Source organism: Halalkalibacter alkalisediminis (assembly GCF_028610705.1).
Taxonomy (GTDB): Bacteria; Bacillota; Bacilli; order Bacillales; family Bacillaceae_D; genus Halalkalibacter; species Halalkalibacter alkalisediminis.
The window spans coordinates 260,987-274,819 of record NZ_JAQQWT010000005.1 but is presented as its reverse complement, the minus strand read 5'-3'; the positions used below and the strand labels follow the sequence as shown (position 1 = coordinate 274,819).

Here is a 13,833-nt window from a genome sequence, read left to right as displayed (position 1 = left end):
TTGTAATATGTTGAAAACATAACTAAGACTTGGGAGCGATTTATACAAGTTAGCTCAAGTCAGAAAGATAACTTGAAATAGTAGAAAAGAAGGAAAAATATTGGAGATATCCTCTGAACCTTCCAAAAGATCAAAAACACTTAAAAAACCTCATTTAAATATTTGAAGGTGAATCGTATCATAAGTAGGTGGGGGCCCATATGAGTCCGTATTAAATATAATAAAATACTGAAAGAGTCAAAATAGCTTTACTTGTCGACTTATGATAATATGTACAGCACTAAGTAGAGGAAGTGAACTGAATTGATCAACATAACGATTCCAACACCAAATGTCACCATTACGAAACAAGATTACCCTGAGCTAAGCAATATTTACGGCTTTACTGATTTTCATCTGATCCCTAGAGATAAGGGCGGTATTTTCATGTTTTATAACGACAGTAAGGAACTGTTATTTGTCGGCAAAGCAAGAAAGTTAAGACCGAGAATTAAAAAACATTTTGAGGATACGGTTTCGCCAATTAAAATGCATCGCGACGAAGTGACTAAAATAGAGATTTGTCTTATCGAAGACCCTGTTCATCGAGAAATTTATGAAACGTATATCATTAATGAACTCAAGGCGAAGTACAATGTAGATAAAGTATTCTATAAATAAACAATACCCAAAAAGCCATAAGTGCTGGTTTGTAGACGACACTCATGGCTTTCCTGAAAAAAATGTCCCCTTATAAAGTTAATGTTAGAGCCTGCTAACCTTCACGATAATACCTCGGAACCCTCCTACTAACCGCACAAACAATCTCATAATTAATGGTTCCAACAGCTTCAGCCATTTCATCAATAGGAAACTCAACACGTTTCCCTATATGAATATCAGAAATCCCAGTGACATCAACCATCGTTTGATCCATACAAACTCGGCCCACTACCTGTGCCTTTTGCCAGTTAACGATCACATGGCCTTTGTTAGACAATGCGCGAGACAACCCGTCTGCATAGCCAATAGGAAGGGTGGCAATGGTTCGATCTTCTGGTAAGGAGAAGGTTCGCCCGTAACTGATCGAGGAGCCAGCTGATAGCTTGCGTAAGGAAACAATGCTTGAGTAGAGGTGCATGGCTTGTTTGAGTTGGATTGGCATGTGAAGAGACACATCTGGTTTAAGTCCATACAAACTAATGCCTACTCGCACCATGTCGAGGTGCTTGTCTTTATGCAGTAGTGTTCCTGCGCTATTGCAGCAATGTTTAATAGGGATTTTTATTCCTTTGTTTTCTAATGCCTGAGCAAAGGCAATGAACTTTTCAAATTGTTCATCTGTATAAGAGGATGTAGGTACATCGGCTTCGGCGAAGTGAGTAAACAATCCTTCTATTTCAATATGTTCATGATGAGAAAGAGGCGTAATTAGTTCTATTAGTTCTTTAATGGTTTGTACACCTATTCGGCCCATTCCGGTTTCGGTTTTAATATGGACTTTCATTGGTGTCGTTTCTGCTTGTGCCAGCTTTAGTAAAGCATCACGAACTTCAGTTGAGAATACGGTTATGGTGATTTCGTTTCTAACCGCTGCTTGAAGAGCTTCTGGAGCGGTATAGCCTAAAACGATGATAGGAGCCTTAATCCCCGCTGCACGGAGTTCAAGGGCTTCATCTAAAATGGCTACGCCTAAGTAGGTAGCGCCACCTTTTAGGGCGGCTCTTGCTGCTGTAATGGCACCGTGTCCATATCCATCTCCTTTTACGACAGCCATTAGTTGGCAGTTAGGTTGTATCCAAGTTTTAAAAGAAGCTGCATTTTCTTCAATGGCTCTTAATGAGACTTGGGCGTATGTATTTCTGAAACTGCTTGTTTTCATAGGAGGACCTCCTGCTAGTTTAAGACCCTCTCCATCGTGAGAAGGAGAGGGTCTATTTGATGCTATTTAATGAGTTCTATGAAAGAACGGTTGTTTTACGAAGAGCATCCTCAACAGATACTAACTCATATCCAAGATCACGTGCAACCGCACTGTATGTAACCACACCGTTTGCTACGTTCACACCAAGAGCTAGTGCTGGATTCTCAGCTACTGCTGTTTCTACCCCTTTGTTTGCGATTTGAAGCGCATAAGGAATCGTTACGTTCGTTAACCCAATTGTAGATGTACGTGGAACCGCACCAGGCATGTTTGCAACGGCATAGTGAACAACGCCGTGCTTCGTGTAAGTTGGGTTATCATGTGTAGTAATTTGGTCAACGGTCTCGATAATTCCACCTTGGTCGATCGCAACGTCAACGACAACAGAACCTGGTGACATGGACTTAATCATGTCTTCTGTTACAAGCTTAGGAGCTTTTGCACCAGGAATGAGAACGGCACCGATAACAAGATCTGAATCCTTAACCGCTTCTGCGATGTTTAATGGGTTAGACATCAACGTTTGGATGTCGTTACCGAACTGATCGTCAAGTTGACGAAGACGATCTGCACTTAAGTCCATTAACGTAACGTCTGCACCAAGTCCAACCGCAATTTTAGCCGCGTTTGTCCCAACGACACCACCACCAATAATCGTTACTTTGCCACGTTTCACACCTGGAACACCTGATAACAGAATGCCTTTTCCGCCTTTTGATTTCTCAAGGAACTGTGCACCGATTTGTGAAGCCATACGACCCGCTACTTCACTCATTGGAGTAAGCAATGGAAGGGTACGATTTACTTCTACTGTCTCATAAGCAATGGCAATCACACCACTGTCAACAAGCGCTTTAGCAAGCTCAGGCTCTGCCGCTAAGTGTAGGTATGTGAATAGAATTAAACCACTACGGAAGTAACCATATTCAGAGCTTAGTGGTTCTTTTACTTTCATCACCATTTCAGCTTTTGCCCATACTTCACTAGCTTCAGGAATGATCGTTGCACCAGCTGCTGTATAATCCGTGTCTTCAAAGCCACTACCAATTCCAGCACCTTGCTCTATTAAAATTTCATGACCGCTCTTAGTTAGAGCAACTACACCAGCTGGCGTAATAGCAACGCGATTCTCATTATTTTTAATTTCTTTTGGAATACCAATAATCATTATGTCGTCCTCCTAAAAGGGATTTGAATTTGTTATATCGCTAGTATAAAACGACATCGGGAGGAGCGCATTGTGTGAAATATCAAATCTGTAAGCGTTCTTTTGTTGTTTTTAACAAATCGTTAGAGCGAGTAAGTTTCAAATCTAGATAGAGTCCAAACTTTTGGACAGGATCTTTTAATTGGATAGCCGTAATTTCTTGGATTCTCTTTAGACGGTAGTTTAGGGTATTGACATGACAATGAAGTTCCTTTGCCGCCTCATTTAAGTGTCCATCCTTATCAAGAATGACATCTAATGTTTCGAGTAAGTTGGTATGATGAACTAAGTCATAGCTTTGTAACTTTTGAATGGCTGGATTCATACTCATGTCTTGTAACGCCTCCGTTTGTTGCAATAAATCGATATAACGGAAGACACCAAGCTCATGATAGAAGTTCGCTTCGGTTAGTTCTTTTGTGAAAATTTCTTTAAGAGCAATGACCTTTGCTGCCTCGTCATAACTTCTTTTAATCAGTTCATAATTTTCATAGGCATATCCGCATCCAGAGCGAATGTCAGAAATACCAAAACGCTCATGCACTTGTGCTTTAAAGATATCTGTAAATTCCTTTGCTATTTTGTTAAAATCATTCGTTTGAAAGAGGGGGGAGACAAGAAAAATGAGTTGATTCTCATCTACCGTTTGAATTAAGAGATTAATCTTTTGTGTTGTTTTTGCTACATAGACTAATTTCTTATGAAGCTCGTCATCAATGGAATGAAACGTAAATAAAAGAATAGCTAATGGCTGGTTTGGTTTCAAACCAATTTTGGAAAGCTGATTGGCTATGTCCGGATGATTTTTAGTGTCTCCGGTAATCATTTGCCAGAGCAGTTCTTGGTTGCTTTTTTCTTTCTTTTTCTTTTGTAAATTAAGCTGAAGTAGTTGATTTTTCGCTTTGCTAGCAGCTAATTTTAAATCGGTGAGATCTTCTTTTGTGAGTGTACGTCCAACCTCAAGAACCCAAATATAACCGAGAACTTCGTTGTTTTTCCTGATAGATACAGCTATTCGGTTCCCTAATCCAATCTCATTGATTTGTGGTATAACAAGTGGTTGATCACTTTGGTTAAGTGTGGGAATGACACCTTCTTTCCAAAAACGGTTAATGACCCTCTCAGGGACACGCCGCCCGATAATCGTAGAGATACGAGCCTTATCTGTGTTATCGGTATGTGAGCTATATGCAAGGAGATGGTGGTTAGAATCTTCAATCGTTACAGGACATTGCAAGCGATCGCTAATGGCATCAACAAATTCCTCTAACGAATCAAATGGCCGGTCAAAGGAGCTATTTTTTTGGATGTTCATTTATAAAAACACCTTCTTTTTTATAGTAGGAAAACAGTTTTGTTCTTAAAACACAATTAAAGCGTTTACAATTTGTGAATTTTTACAAACAAAAGCATATAACGTTATGTTAAAATAACACATACGAACATAATAGCCTATATTGAAAGCGTTATCTACTGGGAGTGATGAAATGGATATTTTAGAGATTTTAGGAAAAATCAATAACGTCTTATGGGGCCCACCTAGTTTAATTTTATTATTTGGGACAGGTTTATTTTTAACCTTTGTTTTAAAAGGACTTCAATTTCGCCGCCTGATCTATGCCTTTAAGATCGGGTTTGGGAAAGAGGATAGTAAGGATGCAGCAGCAGAAGGGGATGTAAGTCACTTTAAAGCTTTGATGACAGCACTTGCTGCCACAATTGGTAACGGGAACATTGCCGGTGTCGCAACAGCGATTACACTCGGTGGTCCTGGTGCAATCTTCTGGATGTGGATCGTTGGTTTACTAGGTATGGCCACTAAGTATGCCGAGGCTTTGCTTGCTGTTAAATATCGTGTCAAAAATGACCAAGGTGAATATTCAAGTGGGCCGATGTATTACATCGAACGCGGTCTTGGAAAAAAATATAAATTACTTGCGATTGCCTTCGCTTTATTTGGTGCCTTTGCCGCTTTAGGTATTGGAAATAGTGTGCAGTCCAATACGATTGCTGATGTTACTAGCAATAGCTTTGGGATGGCCAACTGGGTAACGGGTTTAATTTTAATTGTACTTGTTAGTGTCATTATTTTTGGCGGAATTCAACGTATTAGTACAGTTGCTAGTTTCTTTGTTCCAATCATGGCATTCCTTTACATGGGTGGAGCCATCTTAATTCTAATTTTAAATTTTGATATGATTATACCAGCTTTTGAACTTATTTTTCATTATGCCTTTAATCCTGTAGCCGCAGCTGGTGGTTTCCTAGGGGTTGTGGTTTCTGAAGCCATTCGTAATGGAGTCGCTCGTGGGATTTTCTCAAATGAAGCCGGTCTCGGTACAGCGGCATTAATTGCTGGTAATGCGCGTGCAGACCATCCTGTTAAACAAGCGCTTGTTTCGATGACTGGTACATTTATCGTAACGATTATTGTCTGTACAATGACGGGTTTAACGCTTCTTATTACAGGTTTCTGGGATCCATCAGGTGGTTTACTTTCTGGTGTAACGCACGACGGAACATTGGAAGGTGGGGCATTAACGAGTGCAGCGTTCGCTTCTGTTCTTGGTGTAGCTGGTGAATACATTGTTTCCTTCTCCGTTATCTTCTTTGGCTTCTCAACGATTGTTGGGTGGTATGTATACGGAGAGAAATGTTTTGAGTATTTAGCTGGCTCAAAAGGAATCGCAGGCTACCGCATTGTTTACATCGCTGCTTGTGGCGTTGGTACAGTTGCGAACCTTGCAACAGTCTGGGCATTTGCTGACATGGCCAATGCTTTGATGATGATTCCAAACTTAATTGCCCTTCTACTTCTTTGGAAGGTCGTTGTCGCTGAAACAAACGACTACTTTAATAATTTTTATGAAAATGCAAAAATGGTTGGTTCTATAGAGAAGAAAGTTAGTTGATTGAAAAGGTTCTGCTCAAGTAAGAGCAGAGCTTTTTTTTGTCGGTGCCACAAAGGCAAAGGTTGATGAGGGAAGGAGTAGATATAACTTTTATCTCTGAGCGAAGAAAAAAATTAAAAACGGTCAAGGATAGAGATATTGTAGATAGAAAACTAAATAGTTCATATCTATTTAAAGGAATAATCTGCTCCACCTAGAAAAGGTATTGAGCTAGAGGGTACTTTAGAGGGTACATATTTAGGAGGTTGGTCTATGACTTTACATATTGGAATGGTAGGAACAGGTTGGTTTAGTAGAAAACATGCAGATCATTTATCTAAGATGGTTGGAGTAAGGGTTCAATCCATTTGTGGGACGAGTAAAGAAAAAGCTGATGACATGGCGGCTAGCTATGAAGGGGCAAAAGGATATGGGCAGATTAAAGAGATGTTAGATACAGAACAACTAGATGCTGTTTATGTGTGTGTACCCCCCATGTCACATGGAGATATCGAGACAGAGTTGATAGATCGTAACATACCGTTCCTAGTGGAAAAGCCCCTTGGTGTTGATCTAAATGAGCCTAAATTAATTTTATCTCAAATGGAGAAAACATCGTTAATAACATCTGTCGGGTATCATTTTCGTTACAAACAATCTGTTAAAAGGTTAAAAGAGAGCATCGGTAATCAAACAATTGGCTTGGTTTCAGGTCAATGGATGGGCCCAATGCCTGAGGTTGCTTGGTGGAGAAAGCAAGAGGGATCTGGCGGACAATTCATTGAACAAACCACCCATATTTTCGATTTACTTCGATATGTAGCTGGAGAAGTGGATGAAGTTTTTGCCTTCCACGCAAATCGTGTTAATCATAAAAAATATGATCATGTAACGGTAGCTGATGTGGGTACGGTAAGTTTCAAGATGAAAAGTGGGGTAATAGCTACTATTTCTAATACATGTATTCTTCCAAATGGAATTTCTCAGGTTGGTTTAACGCTTTTTACGGACCAGGGTATAATAGATTGGCAGCCCGACCGTCTAAGCATAATAGAGCCTAATGGTTCAAAGGTTGAAGAACTAGGTTCAGATAACCCCTATATAAAAGAAAGTGAAGCATTTCTTCATGCCGTCAGAACAGGAGATACCTCAGGAATTCTCTCAGATTATAGGGATGCCTATCAAACACAGGTTGTTACATGTGCTGCTCTAGAATCTGCTTTAAAAGGTGTGCCGATTAAAATAGAGCATCTTGGTTAGTTGTTTAGATGAAACGAAATGGCTAAATATACCATTGAGGTTAACGCCTAACGTACACTTGGCTTTTATTATCAAGTTTAGTCTAGAATTAAAAGGCCAAGGTAAAAAAAATGAGCGTGGACTAGTTTAAGTTACTATTTTGATGACATAAGAAGGAGTTTCCATCTTTTCACTTTTGCAACGGCTTCTTACTCCGGTCTTTTATCGATTTGGTCAAATGGGCGAACTGTTTGGTCATCGAATGTTTCACGTGGAACTTTCATGAACACTCTTACTGCCTATGAAGCAGGAGAACAGATTTTTACGAAAACATGGGAAAAAAGATAGCGCGTGATCATGTTTAATCCATACATGTTCTTCATGGTACGTTTTTAAAAAGCAAATAAAAATGAGCCCCCTTAAAAATGTAAGGGGGCTTACTATGTAAAGGAGTCTACTTCTTTAATAATAGATACATAAAATAAGGTGCGCCGATTAAGGCTACCATGATTCCTGTTGGAATGCCATCAGGATCGACTAAGTTGCGGCCGACGGTGTCGGCAAGCACTAAAAGCCAACCGCCGAGTAAAATGGCAACCGGGATAAACAATGGGTGTCTTGGTCCGACTAAGGCTTTGGCAATATGGGGAGCCATTAAGCCAATAAAAGCGATACCTCCTGTTACAGAGACCGCTGAAGCAGCAAGAGCTACGGCCGTTAAAAGCAATACGATACGCTCCCGTTCAACTGAAATGCCCACCCCAATGGCTACGGATTCACCAAGTCCGATGATGTTTAAACGATACGCTTTATACAAAGTAAAAGGAATGAGAAGGACTAACCATGGAAGAATTGCCCAAATAAACGGCCAATCAGAACCCCATATATTCCCTGCCAACCATTTAGCAATAAAATCTACTTTAAAAGGATCAACAGAAGAAAAGAGTAGAATCATCACCCCAGATAAGGCCATCGAAAAGCCAACGGGAACCCAATGCTAATAAGATAGGGATGGTTTCTTCACATAATGAAGTCTTCAAAAAAAGAAATAGGGAAATAGTGAGGCAAATGATCCAATAATAGAAAGAATAGCAATAGGCTGCTGAAATGTTCATTCCTTCAGCAGCCTATTTTTTGAAACGAGTTGGTTATAATCAAACGATTAAAAAACGTCATTAAGCTCAGTATCAGAATAAGTAGATATCAACACAACTGCTTTTCCGTCGCCAATATTTTTGACAAAATGTGGGACACTAGCATTCCAACTAAACGAATCCCCTTCTTCAATGACCATCGAGTCTTCCCCTTGTTCAGCAAGGACTCTTCCCTCTAAAACTAAATGACATTCTTCTCCTTCATGGGCATTGGCTTCCCCCATTGAAGCACCTGGAGGAAATTCAACTAGCATCATTCTTAATCCACCCTTGGATGTTACATGCTCAATTTTTAAATTGTTAAATGTAGAGTGAGTACGTTCCTCTTTTCTTACGACTCGCATGTGCTGTTTCTTTTCTAACAACAAATATGGCAATGGGACCCCTAGAAAAGTAGAGATGGTTTGCAATGTGTTGATCGACGGGGAGGTGTTATTGTTTTCAACATTGCTAATAAATCCTTTTGACAATCCAGTTCCTTCACACATTTGGGCAATGGTGATTTTCTTTCGATTACGTATCGCTCGTATTTTTGATCCTAATTCCAAATAAATCACCTCTAACGTTTCCTAATAAAAAACTTAATTCTATCTTAGCAAAAAAAAGATTGACAATCTACACTAGTCGTTGTTATCTTATAAGTAATTAATATTCATATATAAAAACATATAGCCAGATATAGAGGCTTACTTTTTTTAGTTGGTTGTTTTCTTATATGAATCTAATATCCTCAATCAGAAACATTTCTTTATAGTTAACATAGAGGTTTATAAATTTGTTAGGAAGGGATGATGTAAATGAGCAGACCTATGAAATATGAGCTTCACCGACCGAAGCAAGTTGATCCCCATAAAACCTATCCGGCGCTTTTTGTCATGCATGGAATGGGAAGTAACGAACAAAACATGTTGTCTATGGTGAAAGGACTAGAGGAGCATTTTTACATTTTTAGTATTCGCGGTCATCTCGAGCTGCCTCCAGGTTTTGCTTACTTTACGATTCAAGGATATGGGAGGCCACACCGAGAGATGTTTGATCAAGCGGTTCAAAAGCTGACTGGCTTTCTTGATTATGCGACAGAGCAGTATCCAATAGATGTAAGACAATTGTACTTGCTTGGCTTCAGTCAAGGGGCGATTCTATCTATGACACTTGGTTTGACACTAAGGGAGCGAATTAAGGGCATTGTCGCTCTAAGTGGATACATTCCTGGTTTTGTTAAAGAGAAATGCGAAGGTAAACCAGTTAATGAAATGCCAATATTTATTTCACACGGAGAGTTAGACCAAGTTTTGCCATATGAGTGGGGAGTAGCCAACCATGAATATTTTCAAAGTTTAGGTGCAGCGGTTACGTTTAAAACGTATCAAGAAGGACATACCGTATCCCAACAAAATCTTGAAGATTATCAGACCTGGTTATTTCATTCATTGGATAGGGAAACCATTAAACTATAAAGGAGAGGATTTGCATGCTTCCAGCGTTATTTATTGCTCATGGAGCACCGCTACTTGCTATTGAAGATAATGAATACACTCAATTTTTGAGTCAGCTAGGTAAACAGTTACCAAAACCTAAGGCCATCGTTTTATTTTCTGCTCACTGGGAGTCAAATGTTCAACAAGTGAGCAGTATCGATGAGTATAGTACGATCTATGATTTTGGTGCCTTTTCTGAGGAATTGTTCCGGATTCAATATCCGGCGAAAGGGAGCGCTGAGGTCACAAAAGAAATACAAAAGTTGTTTAAGCAACATGATGTTTCCTTTGCAATAGATGGAAGTCGTGGTTTAGATCACGGTGCTTGGGTTGTTTTAAGATTGCTTTATCCAAATGCCGATATTCCGGTCGTTTCAATGTCGATTAACAGACATCTTTCGCCTGAGGAGCAATACCAAGTTGGAAAAACGTTAGCTTGTTTAAGAGAGAAAGATGTTCTAGTGATCGGGAGTGGAGGAACCGTCCATAATCTCCGAGCGTTGAATTGGAGTGATAACGGTGAAGTGGACGACTGGGCCCTTGAGTTTGACGAATGGTTAGCGACTCGCTTGGAGAACTGGGATGTCGAATCTCTATTTAACTACTCTTCTCAAGCGCCTGGTGCACAACTAGCTGTGCCACCATATGGTAATGAGCATTTTGTCCCGCTCTTTTACGCGATGGGGGCAGCAGATAACGAAAAAAGCGCAAATTTGCTACATCGCAGTTATCGCTATGGAAATCTAAGTCATAGTGTTTGGCAGTTCGGAAGCTAATGAAACAAAAGATATGAAGGAGGAATATTTAATATGAACAAGAAGGTCGAAGTAGGTACGTTAATATTGCGATTAACTTTAGGAATTAGTTTTTTTGTACATGGTTTAGTTAAATTCCAAGGTGGGATTGAGAATATTGTTGGTTGGTTTGATAGCATTGGCATACCTGGAGTATTAGCTTATGCTGTTGCATTAATTGAAATGGTTGGTGGAATTGCCTTAATCATCGGTCTAGGTACTAGAATCGTGTCGATTTTGTTATCAATAATCATGATTGGAGCCATTTTTACCGTAAAACTAGCTGCTGGCTTCTTAGGAGATGACCAATTAGCAGGGTACGAACTAGATTTGGCTTTCTTAGCGATGGCCGTGTTTCTTACGATGAATGGCAGTAAAATGCTTGCAGTTGATCACCTTGTTTTTAAAGGGAAACCGAAAGATCATAATCAAGTAGTTTAGTCTTCTAGCACTGAAAAAAGACTTACCTTAAGGCAAGGTAAGTCTTTTCCGTTTTTGTGGAGAAACACAAGAAATAACATATCAATGATAATTTAGTTTTAACATACGCAATCGATGGCAAATAACACAATAATTCAGTCATGACAATAGCTGTTGTCAATGCGTGAATGGGTATGTTAGAGGGAATGCTATTTGTTCTATTCATTCTATTACTTCAAAAGATAATTATAATTTTGGATTAAAATACACATAAAGATTGCGAAGAAGTGTACTAAAGTACGAGCACGAATGTTTTGTAATCACTGTGTAGTAGACTTGTGTTACGGACACAGGAGACCTTATTTCACAAAAAACAGTTCATTATTAAAAAGGAATATCTATGGAATTTAACCATTAGTTCCATTAGTTAAATTAATTAACTAACTATGATATAATAAACGCTATGATACAGTACATATGGAGGATTTTCTATGCAACGTGGTACATTCCAATTAATGAAATCCGTTAATAAATCAATCATTTTAAATAAGATACGTACATCCGAGCCGATCTCTAGAGCTCAAATAGCGAAAGAAACAAGTCTAACTCCTCCGACAGTCAGCAGCATTGTTAAAGAGCTAATGGAGCAAGGATTAGTTAGGGAGAGTTCGCTTGGTCACTCAAGTGGTGGGCGAAAACCAACTATGTTGCATATTAATACTAGTGCTTTTTATGTTATTGGTGTCGATGCTGGGCCAGAAACGGTGGAATGCATTCTAACAGATTTAACAGGCGATATCCTCCAACGAACATCTAGTTTATTGAAAAAAACGATAACGAATGAAGAGTTTATGTCCATTCTAAAAGAAAATATAGATTCCATTTTACAATCAAATGAAATCAACCAAGATAAGATCATTGGCATTGGGGTAGCCATGCATGGGGTTGTAGATGTTGAAACAGGAACATCACTTGTGGCTCCTATTTTAAACTTAAGAAATATTCCGATTAAAGATGTGTTGGAAGAAGAGTTTAATTTAACGGTAAAAGTTGAAAATGATGCTCGGGCCATGGCGCTGGGTGAATCGTGGTTTGGTGGTCATGGTGATGTAGATAGCATGGTTGCTGTTAATATTGGACGTGGCGTTGGTGCAGGTATTGTTTTTAATGGCAAATTATATCATGGTGCGCAAAGCATTGCCGGGGAATTGGGACATATAACCATTGATATAAACGGTGAAGTTTGTGAGTGTGGAAATCGTGGCTGTTTGCAAACACTCGTGAGTGGAGCGGCAATTGCTGAACGAGCAGATAAACAGATAAAAGTAAGTACAGGAAAATTAACGGGTAAAGAAGTTTTTGAGTTAGCTGAGAGTGGCAACCAGTCTTATATTCATCTACTTCATGAAACAGGTAAGATGATCGGAATCGGTTTGACAAACTTAATTCATCTCATTAATCCAAGTGAAATTGTGTTAGGTGGGGGGGTTATGAAAAGTGAAAAATTTATTATGCCAGCAATCCTTGAATCTATCCAGCAAAGAGCTTTGACGACTGAAGCGAGACAGACAAATGTGACGGTTTCTAAATTGGGTGATGAGGCAACTTTACTTGGGGCTGTATCATTATTATTGGTTGAATTATTTGATCCAGTTATAAAAGTGGGCTGAACCTTTCATAAAAAGGTTCAGCCTATTCTTTAAGCCATTAAACTAAATGTAAACACGGTCTGTTTCTTGTAAGTGTCATCTGCATTTAAAAGAACGCTAGGAAAACCATCATAATGTAATGATGCTGGTGAGCCCTGTGTTTCAAAACAAACACCATGGTACTTACGTGATAAACCTTCTTGTAATGGTAAACCTTCATCTAAGCTATTTGCTGTATACATAACCATTCCAAGTTGGTTCGTTTTCACAGTCATCATACGGCCGCTAGTAGGATCATGAAGGATCGCCTCATCCTTCATGGTATGGTCAAATATAAAATAATGGTCATACCCATTTGCAGCTATTTGATTTTGCCCAAAATTATCGGTAAATCCATCACCAAGCACACGTTCATTCCGAAAATCAAAAGGGGTTGCCTCGACATGAATCCGTTTTCCAGTGGGAATAAGGTCGTTATCAAGCTCAACAAACTTACTACTATCTATGGTTACATGGTGATCATGTACAGTGTTTTTGAGGTTGCCGCTTAAATTAAAGTAAGTATGATTGGTCAAGGCCAGAGGTGTTGTCTGATCGCTACTTGCCTGGTAATTAAGAATAAGTTGATTTTCATTGTTGAGTGTGTAGGTAACGAGTAGATCTAGATTTCCAGGATATCCACCACAGCCATCAATCGATTTATGAGTAAGTGTTAAACCAACTGCTTCTTCTGTTTGAAAGGGGGTAACCTTCCAAACCTTTTGGTGAAACCCATCTGGTCCTCCATGTAGATGGTTATCTCCGTTATTTGCTGCCAAGGTAAATGTCTGATCATTGATTTCAAACGTGGAACCTTGAATCCTACCAGCGACTCGACCGATGATGGCACCAAAATAATGGGAATTTTGGTGATAATCTAGATAATCTCTATAACCAAGTACGACATTTTCGATGTTGCCCTTTCGATCGGGGACCATGATCTTCGTAATAATACCACCATAGTCCAGTACACTAACCGTCATTCCGAGATCATTTGTTAATGTGTACTCCTTCCATTTTCCCAAAATTTCTTTTGTAACTAAGTTCATAACTACATCC

12 protein-coding genes and 1 pseudogene are annotated in these 13,833 nt (G+C 39.3%); 7 read left to right on the top strand and 6 right to left on the bottom strand.

Features of this window, described 5'->3' with window-relative positions; all coding sequences use genetic code 11:
• The first annotated feature begins 303 nt into the window (after positions 1-303).
• Positions 304-660, top strand: coding sequence for a nucleotide excision repair endonuclease (locus tag PQ474_RS10290; RefSeq protein WP_273842673.1), 357 nt, complete (start codon positions 304-306; stop codon positions 658-660).
• A 94-nt stretch (positions 661-754) separates the two neighbouring features.
• Here the strand turns inward: PQ474_RS10290 and alr are convergent, their stop codons facing one another.
• The 3 genes from alr to PQ474_RS10275 form a co-directional block, all read right to left on the bottom strand.
• Positions 755-1,861, bottom strand: a complete 1,107-nt coding sequence (alr, locus tag PQ474_RS10285) for an alanine racemase (RefSeq protein WP_273842672.1) — start codon at positions 1,859-1,861, stop codon at positions 755-757.
• Between the two features lie 76 nt (positions 1,862-1,937).
• The gene (gene ald / locus PQ474_RS10280; protein WP_273842671.1) at positions 1,938-3,071 is read right to left on the bottom strand and encodes an alanine dehydrogenase; all 1,134 of its coding nucleotides are present in this window, start codon (positions 3,069-3,071) and stop codon (positions 1,938-1,940) included.
• 82 nt (positions 3,072-3,153) lie between these two features.
• Complete coding sequence (locus PQ474_RS10275; RefSeq protein ID WP_273842670.1) at positions 3,154-4,425, bottom strand: PucR family transcriptional regulator; 1,272 nt, start codon at positions 4,423-4,425, stop codon at positions 3,154-3,156.
• 172 nt (positions 4,426-4,597) lie between these two features.
• On the opposite strand from PQ474_RS10275, the gene PQ474_RS10270 reads away from it, so the two are divergent.
• Together PQ474_RS10270 and PQ474_RS10265 are read left to right on the top strand one after the other, a co-directional pair.
• Positions 4,598-6,022, top strand: a complete 1,425-nt coding sequence (locus PQ474_RS10270; protein WP_273842669.1) for an alanine/glycine:cation symporter family protein — start codon at positions 4,598-4,600, stop codon at positions 6,020-6,022.
• Positions 6,023-6,274: 252 nt separating this feature from the next.
• The gene (locus PQ474_RS10265; RefSeq protein ID WP_273842668.1) at positions 6,275-7,261 is read left to right on the top strand and encodes a Gfo/Idh/MocA family protein; all 987 of its coding nucleotides are present in this window, start codon (positions 6,275-6,277) and stop codon (positions 7,259-7,261) included.
• 433 nt (positions 7,262-7,694) lie between these two features.
• Here the strand turns inward: PQ474_RS10265 and PQ474_RS10260 are convergent.
• Positions 7,695-8,231 (bottom strand): annotated as a pseudogene (locus PQ474_RS10260) (FecCD family ABC transporter permease); the annotation flags it as partial.
• A gap of 171 nt (positions 8,232-8,402) precedes the next feature.
• Complete coding sequence (locus PQ474_RS10250) at positions 8,403-8,942, bottom strand: helix-turn-helix domain-containing protein (RefSeq protein WP_273842667.1); 540 nt, start codon at positions 8,940-8,942, stop codon at positions 8,403-8,405.
• Between the two features lie 249 nt (positions 8,943-9,191).
• Between PQ474_RS10250 and PQ474_RS10245 the strand changes: the two genes are divergently transcribed.
• The 4 genes from PQ474_RS10245 to PQ474_RS10230 all read left to right on the top strand — a co-directional run bounded on the left by PQ474_RS10245 (position 9,192) and on the right by PQ474_RS10230 (position 12,756).
• Positions 9,192-9,851 (top strand): alpha/beta hydrolase, encoded by a 660-nt coding sequence (locus PQ474_RS10245; RefSeq protein ID WP_273842666.1) that lies wholly within the window; start codon positions 9,192-9,194, stop codon positions 9,849-9,851.
• A 14-nt stretch (positions 9,852-9,865) separates the two neighbouring features.
• Complete coding sequence (locus tag PQ474_RS10240; RefSeq protein ID WP_273842665.1) at positions 9,866-10,648, top strand: DODA-type extradiol aromatic ring-opening family dioxygenase; 783 nt, start codon at positions 9,866-9,868, stop codon at positions 10,646-10,648.
• A 33-nt stretch (positions 10,649-10,681) separates the two neighbouring features.
• Positions 10,682-11,107: a DoxX family protein gene (locus PQ474_RS10235; RefSeq protein WP_273842664.1), complete on the top strand. Its 426-nt coding sequence runs from the start codon at positions 10,682-10,684 to the stop codon at positions 11,105-11,107.
• A gap of 470 nt (positions 11,108-11,577) precedes the next feature.
• Positions 11,578-12,756, top strand: a complete 1,179-nt coding sequence (locus tag PQ474_RS10230) for an ROK family transcriptional regulator (protein ID WP_273842663.1) — start codon at positions 11,578-11,580, stop codon at positions 12,754-12,756.
• 29 nt (positions 12,757-12,785) lie between these two features.
• On the opposite strand, the gene PQ474_RS10225 is transcribed toward PQ474_RS10230, so the two are convergent.
• Positions 12,786-13,823 carry an aldose epimerase family protein gene (locus PQ474_RS10225; RefSeq protein ID WP_273842660.1) on the bottom strand — a complete coding sequence of 346 codons (1,038 nt, stop codon included), beginning with the start codon at positions 13,821-13,823 and terminating at the stop codon, positions 12,786-12,788.
• Between the last annotated feature and the right edge of the window lie 10 nt (positions 13,824-13,833).

Bases quoted from the DNA above. Each gene is read 5' to 3' on its own strand.
- PQ474_RS10275 (WP_273842670.1), bottom strand. From the start codon at position 4,425: ATGAACATCCAAAAAAATAGCTCCTTTGACCGGCCATTTGATTCGTTA.
- PQ474_RS10230 (WP_273842663.1), top strand. From the start codon at position 11,578: ATGCAACGTGGTACATTCCAATTAATGAAATCCGTTAATAAATCAATC.
- PQ474_RS10240 (WP_273842665.1), top strand. From the start codon at position 9,866: ATGCTTCCAGCGTTATTTATTGCTCATGGAGCACCGCTACTTGCTATT.
- alr (WP_273842672.1), bottom strand. From the start codon at position 1,861: ATGAAAACAAGCAGTTTCAGAAATACATACGCCCAAGTCTCATTAAGA.
- PQ474_RS10225 (WP_273842660.1), bottom strand. From the start codon at position 13,823: ATGAACTTAGTTACAAAAGAAATTTTGGGAAAATGGAAGGAGTACACA.
- PQ474_RS10270 (WP_273842669.1), top strand. From the start codon at position 4,598: ATGGATATTTTAGAGATTTTAGGAAAAATCAATAACGTCTTATGGGGC.
- PQ474_RS10265 (WP_273842668.1), top strand. From the start codon at position 6,275: ATGACTTTACATATTGGAATGGTAGGAACAGGTTGGTTTAGTAGAAAA.
- ald (WP_273842671.1), bottom strand. From the start codon at position 3,071: ATGATTATTGGTATTCCAAAAGAAATTAAAAATAATGAGAATCGCGTT.
- PQ474_RS10235 (WP_273842664.1), top strand. From the start codon at position 10,682: ATGAACAAGAAGGTCGAAGTAGGTACGTTAATATTGCGATTAACTTTA.
- PQ474_RS10245 (WP_273842666.1), top strand. From the start codon at position 9,192: ATGAGCAGACCTATGAAATATGAGCTTCACCGACCGAAGCAAGTTGAT.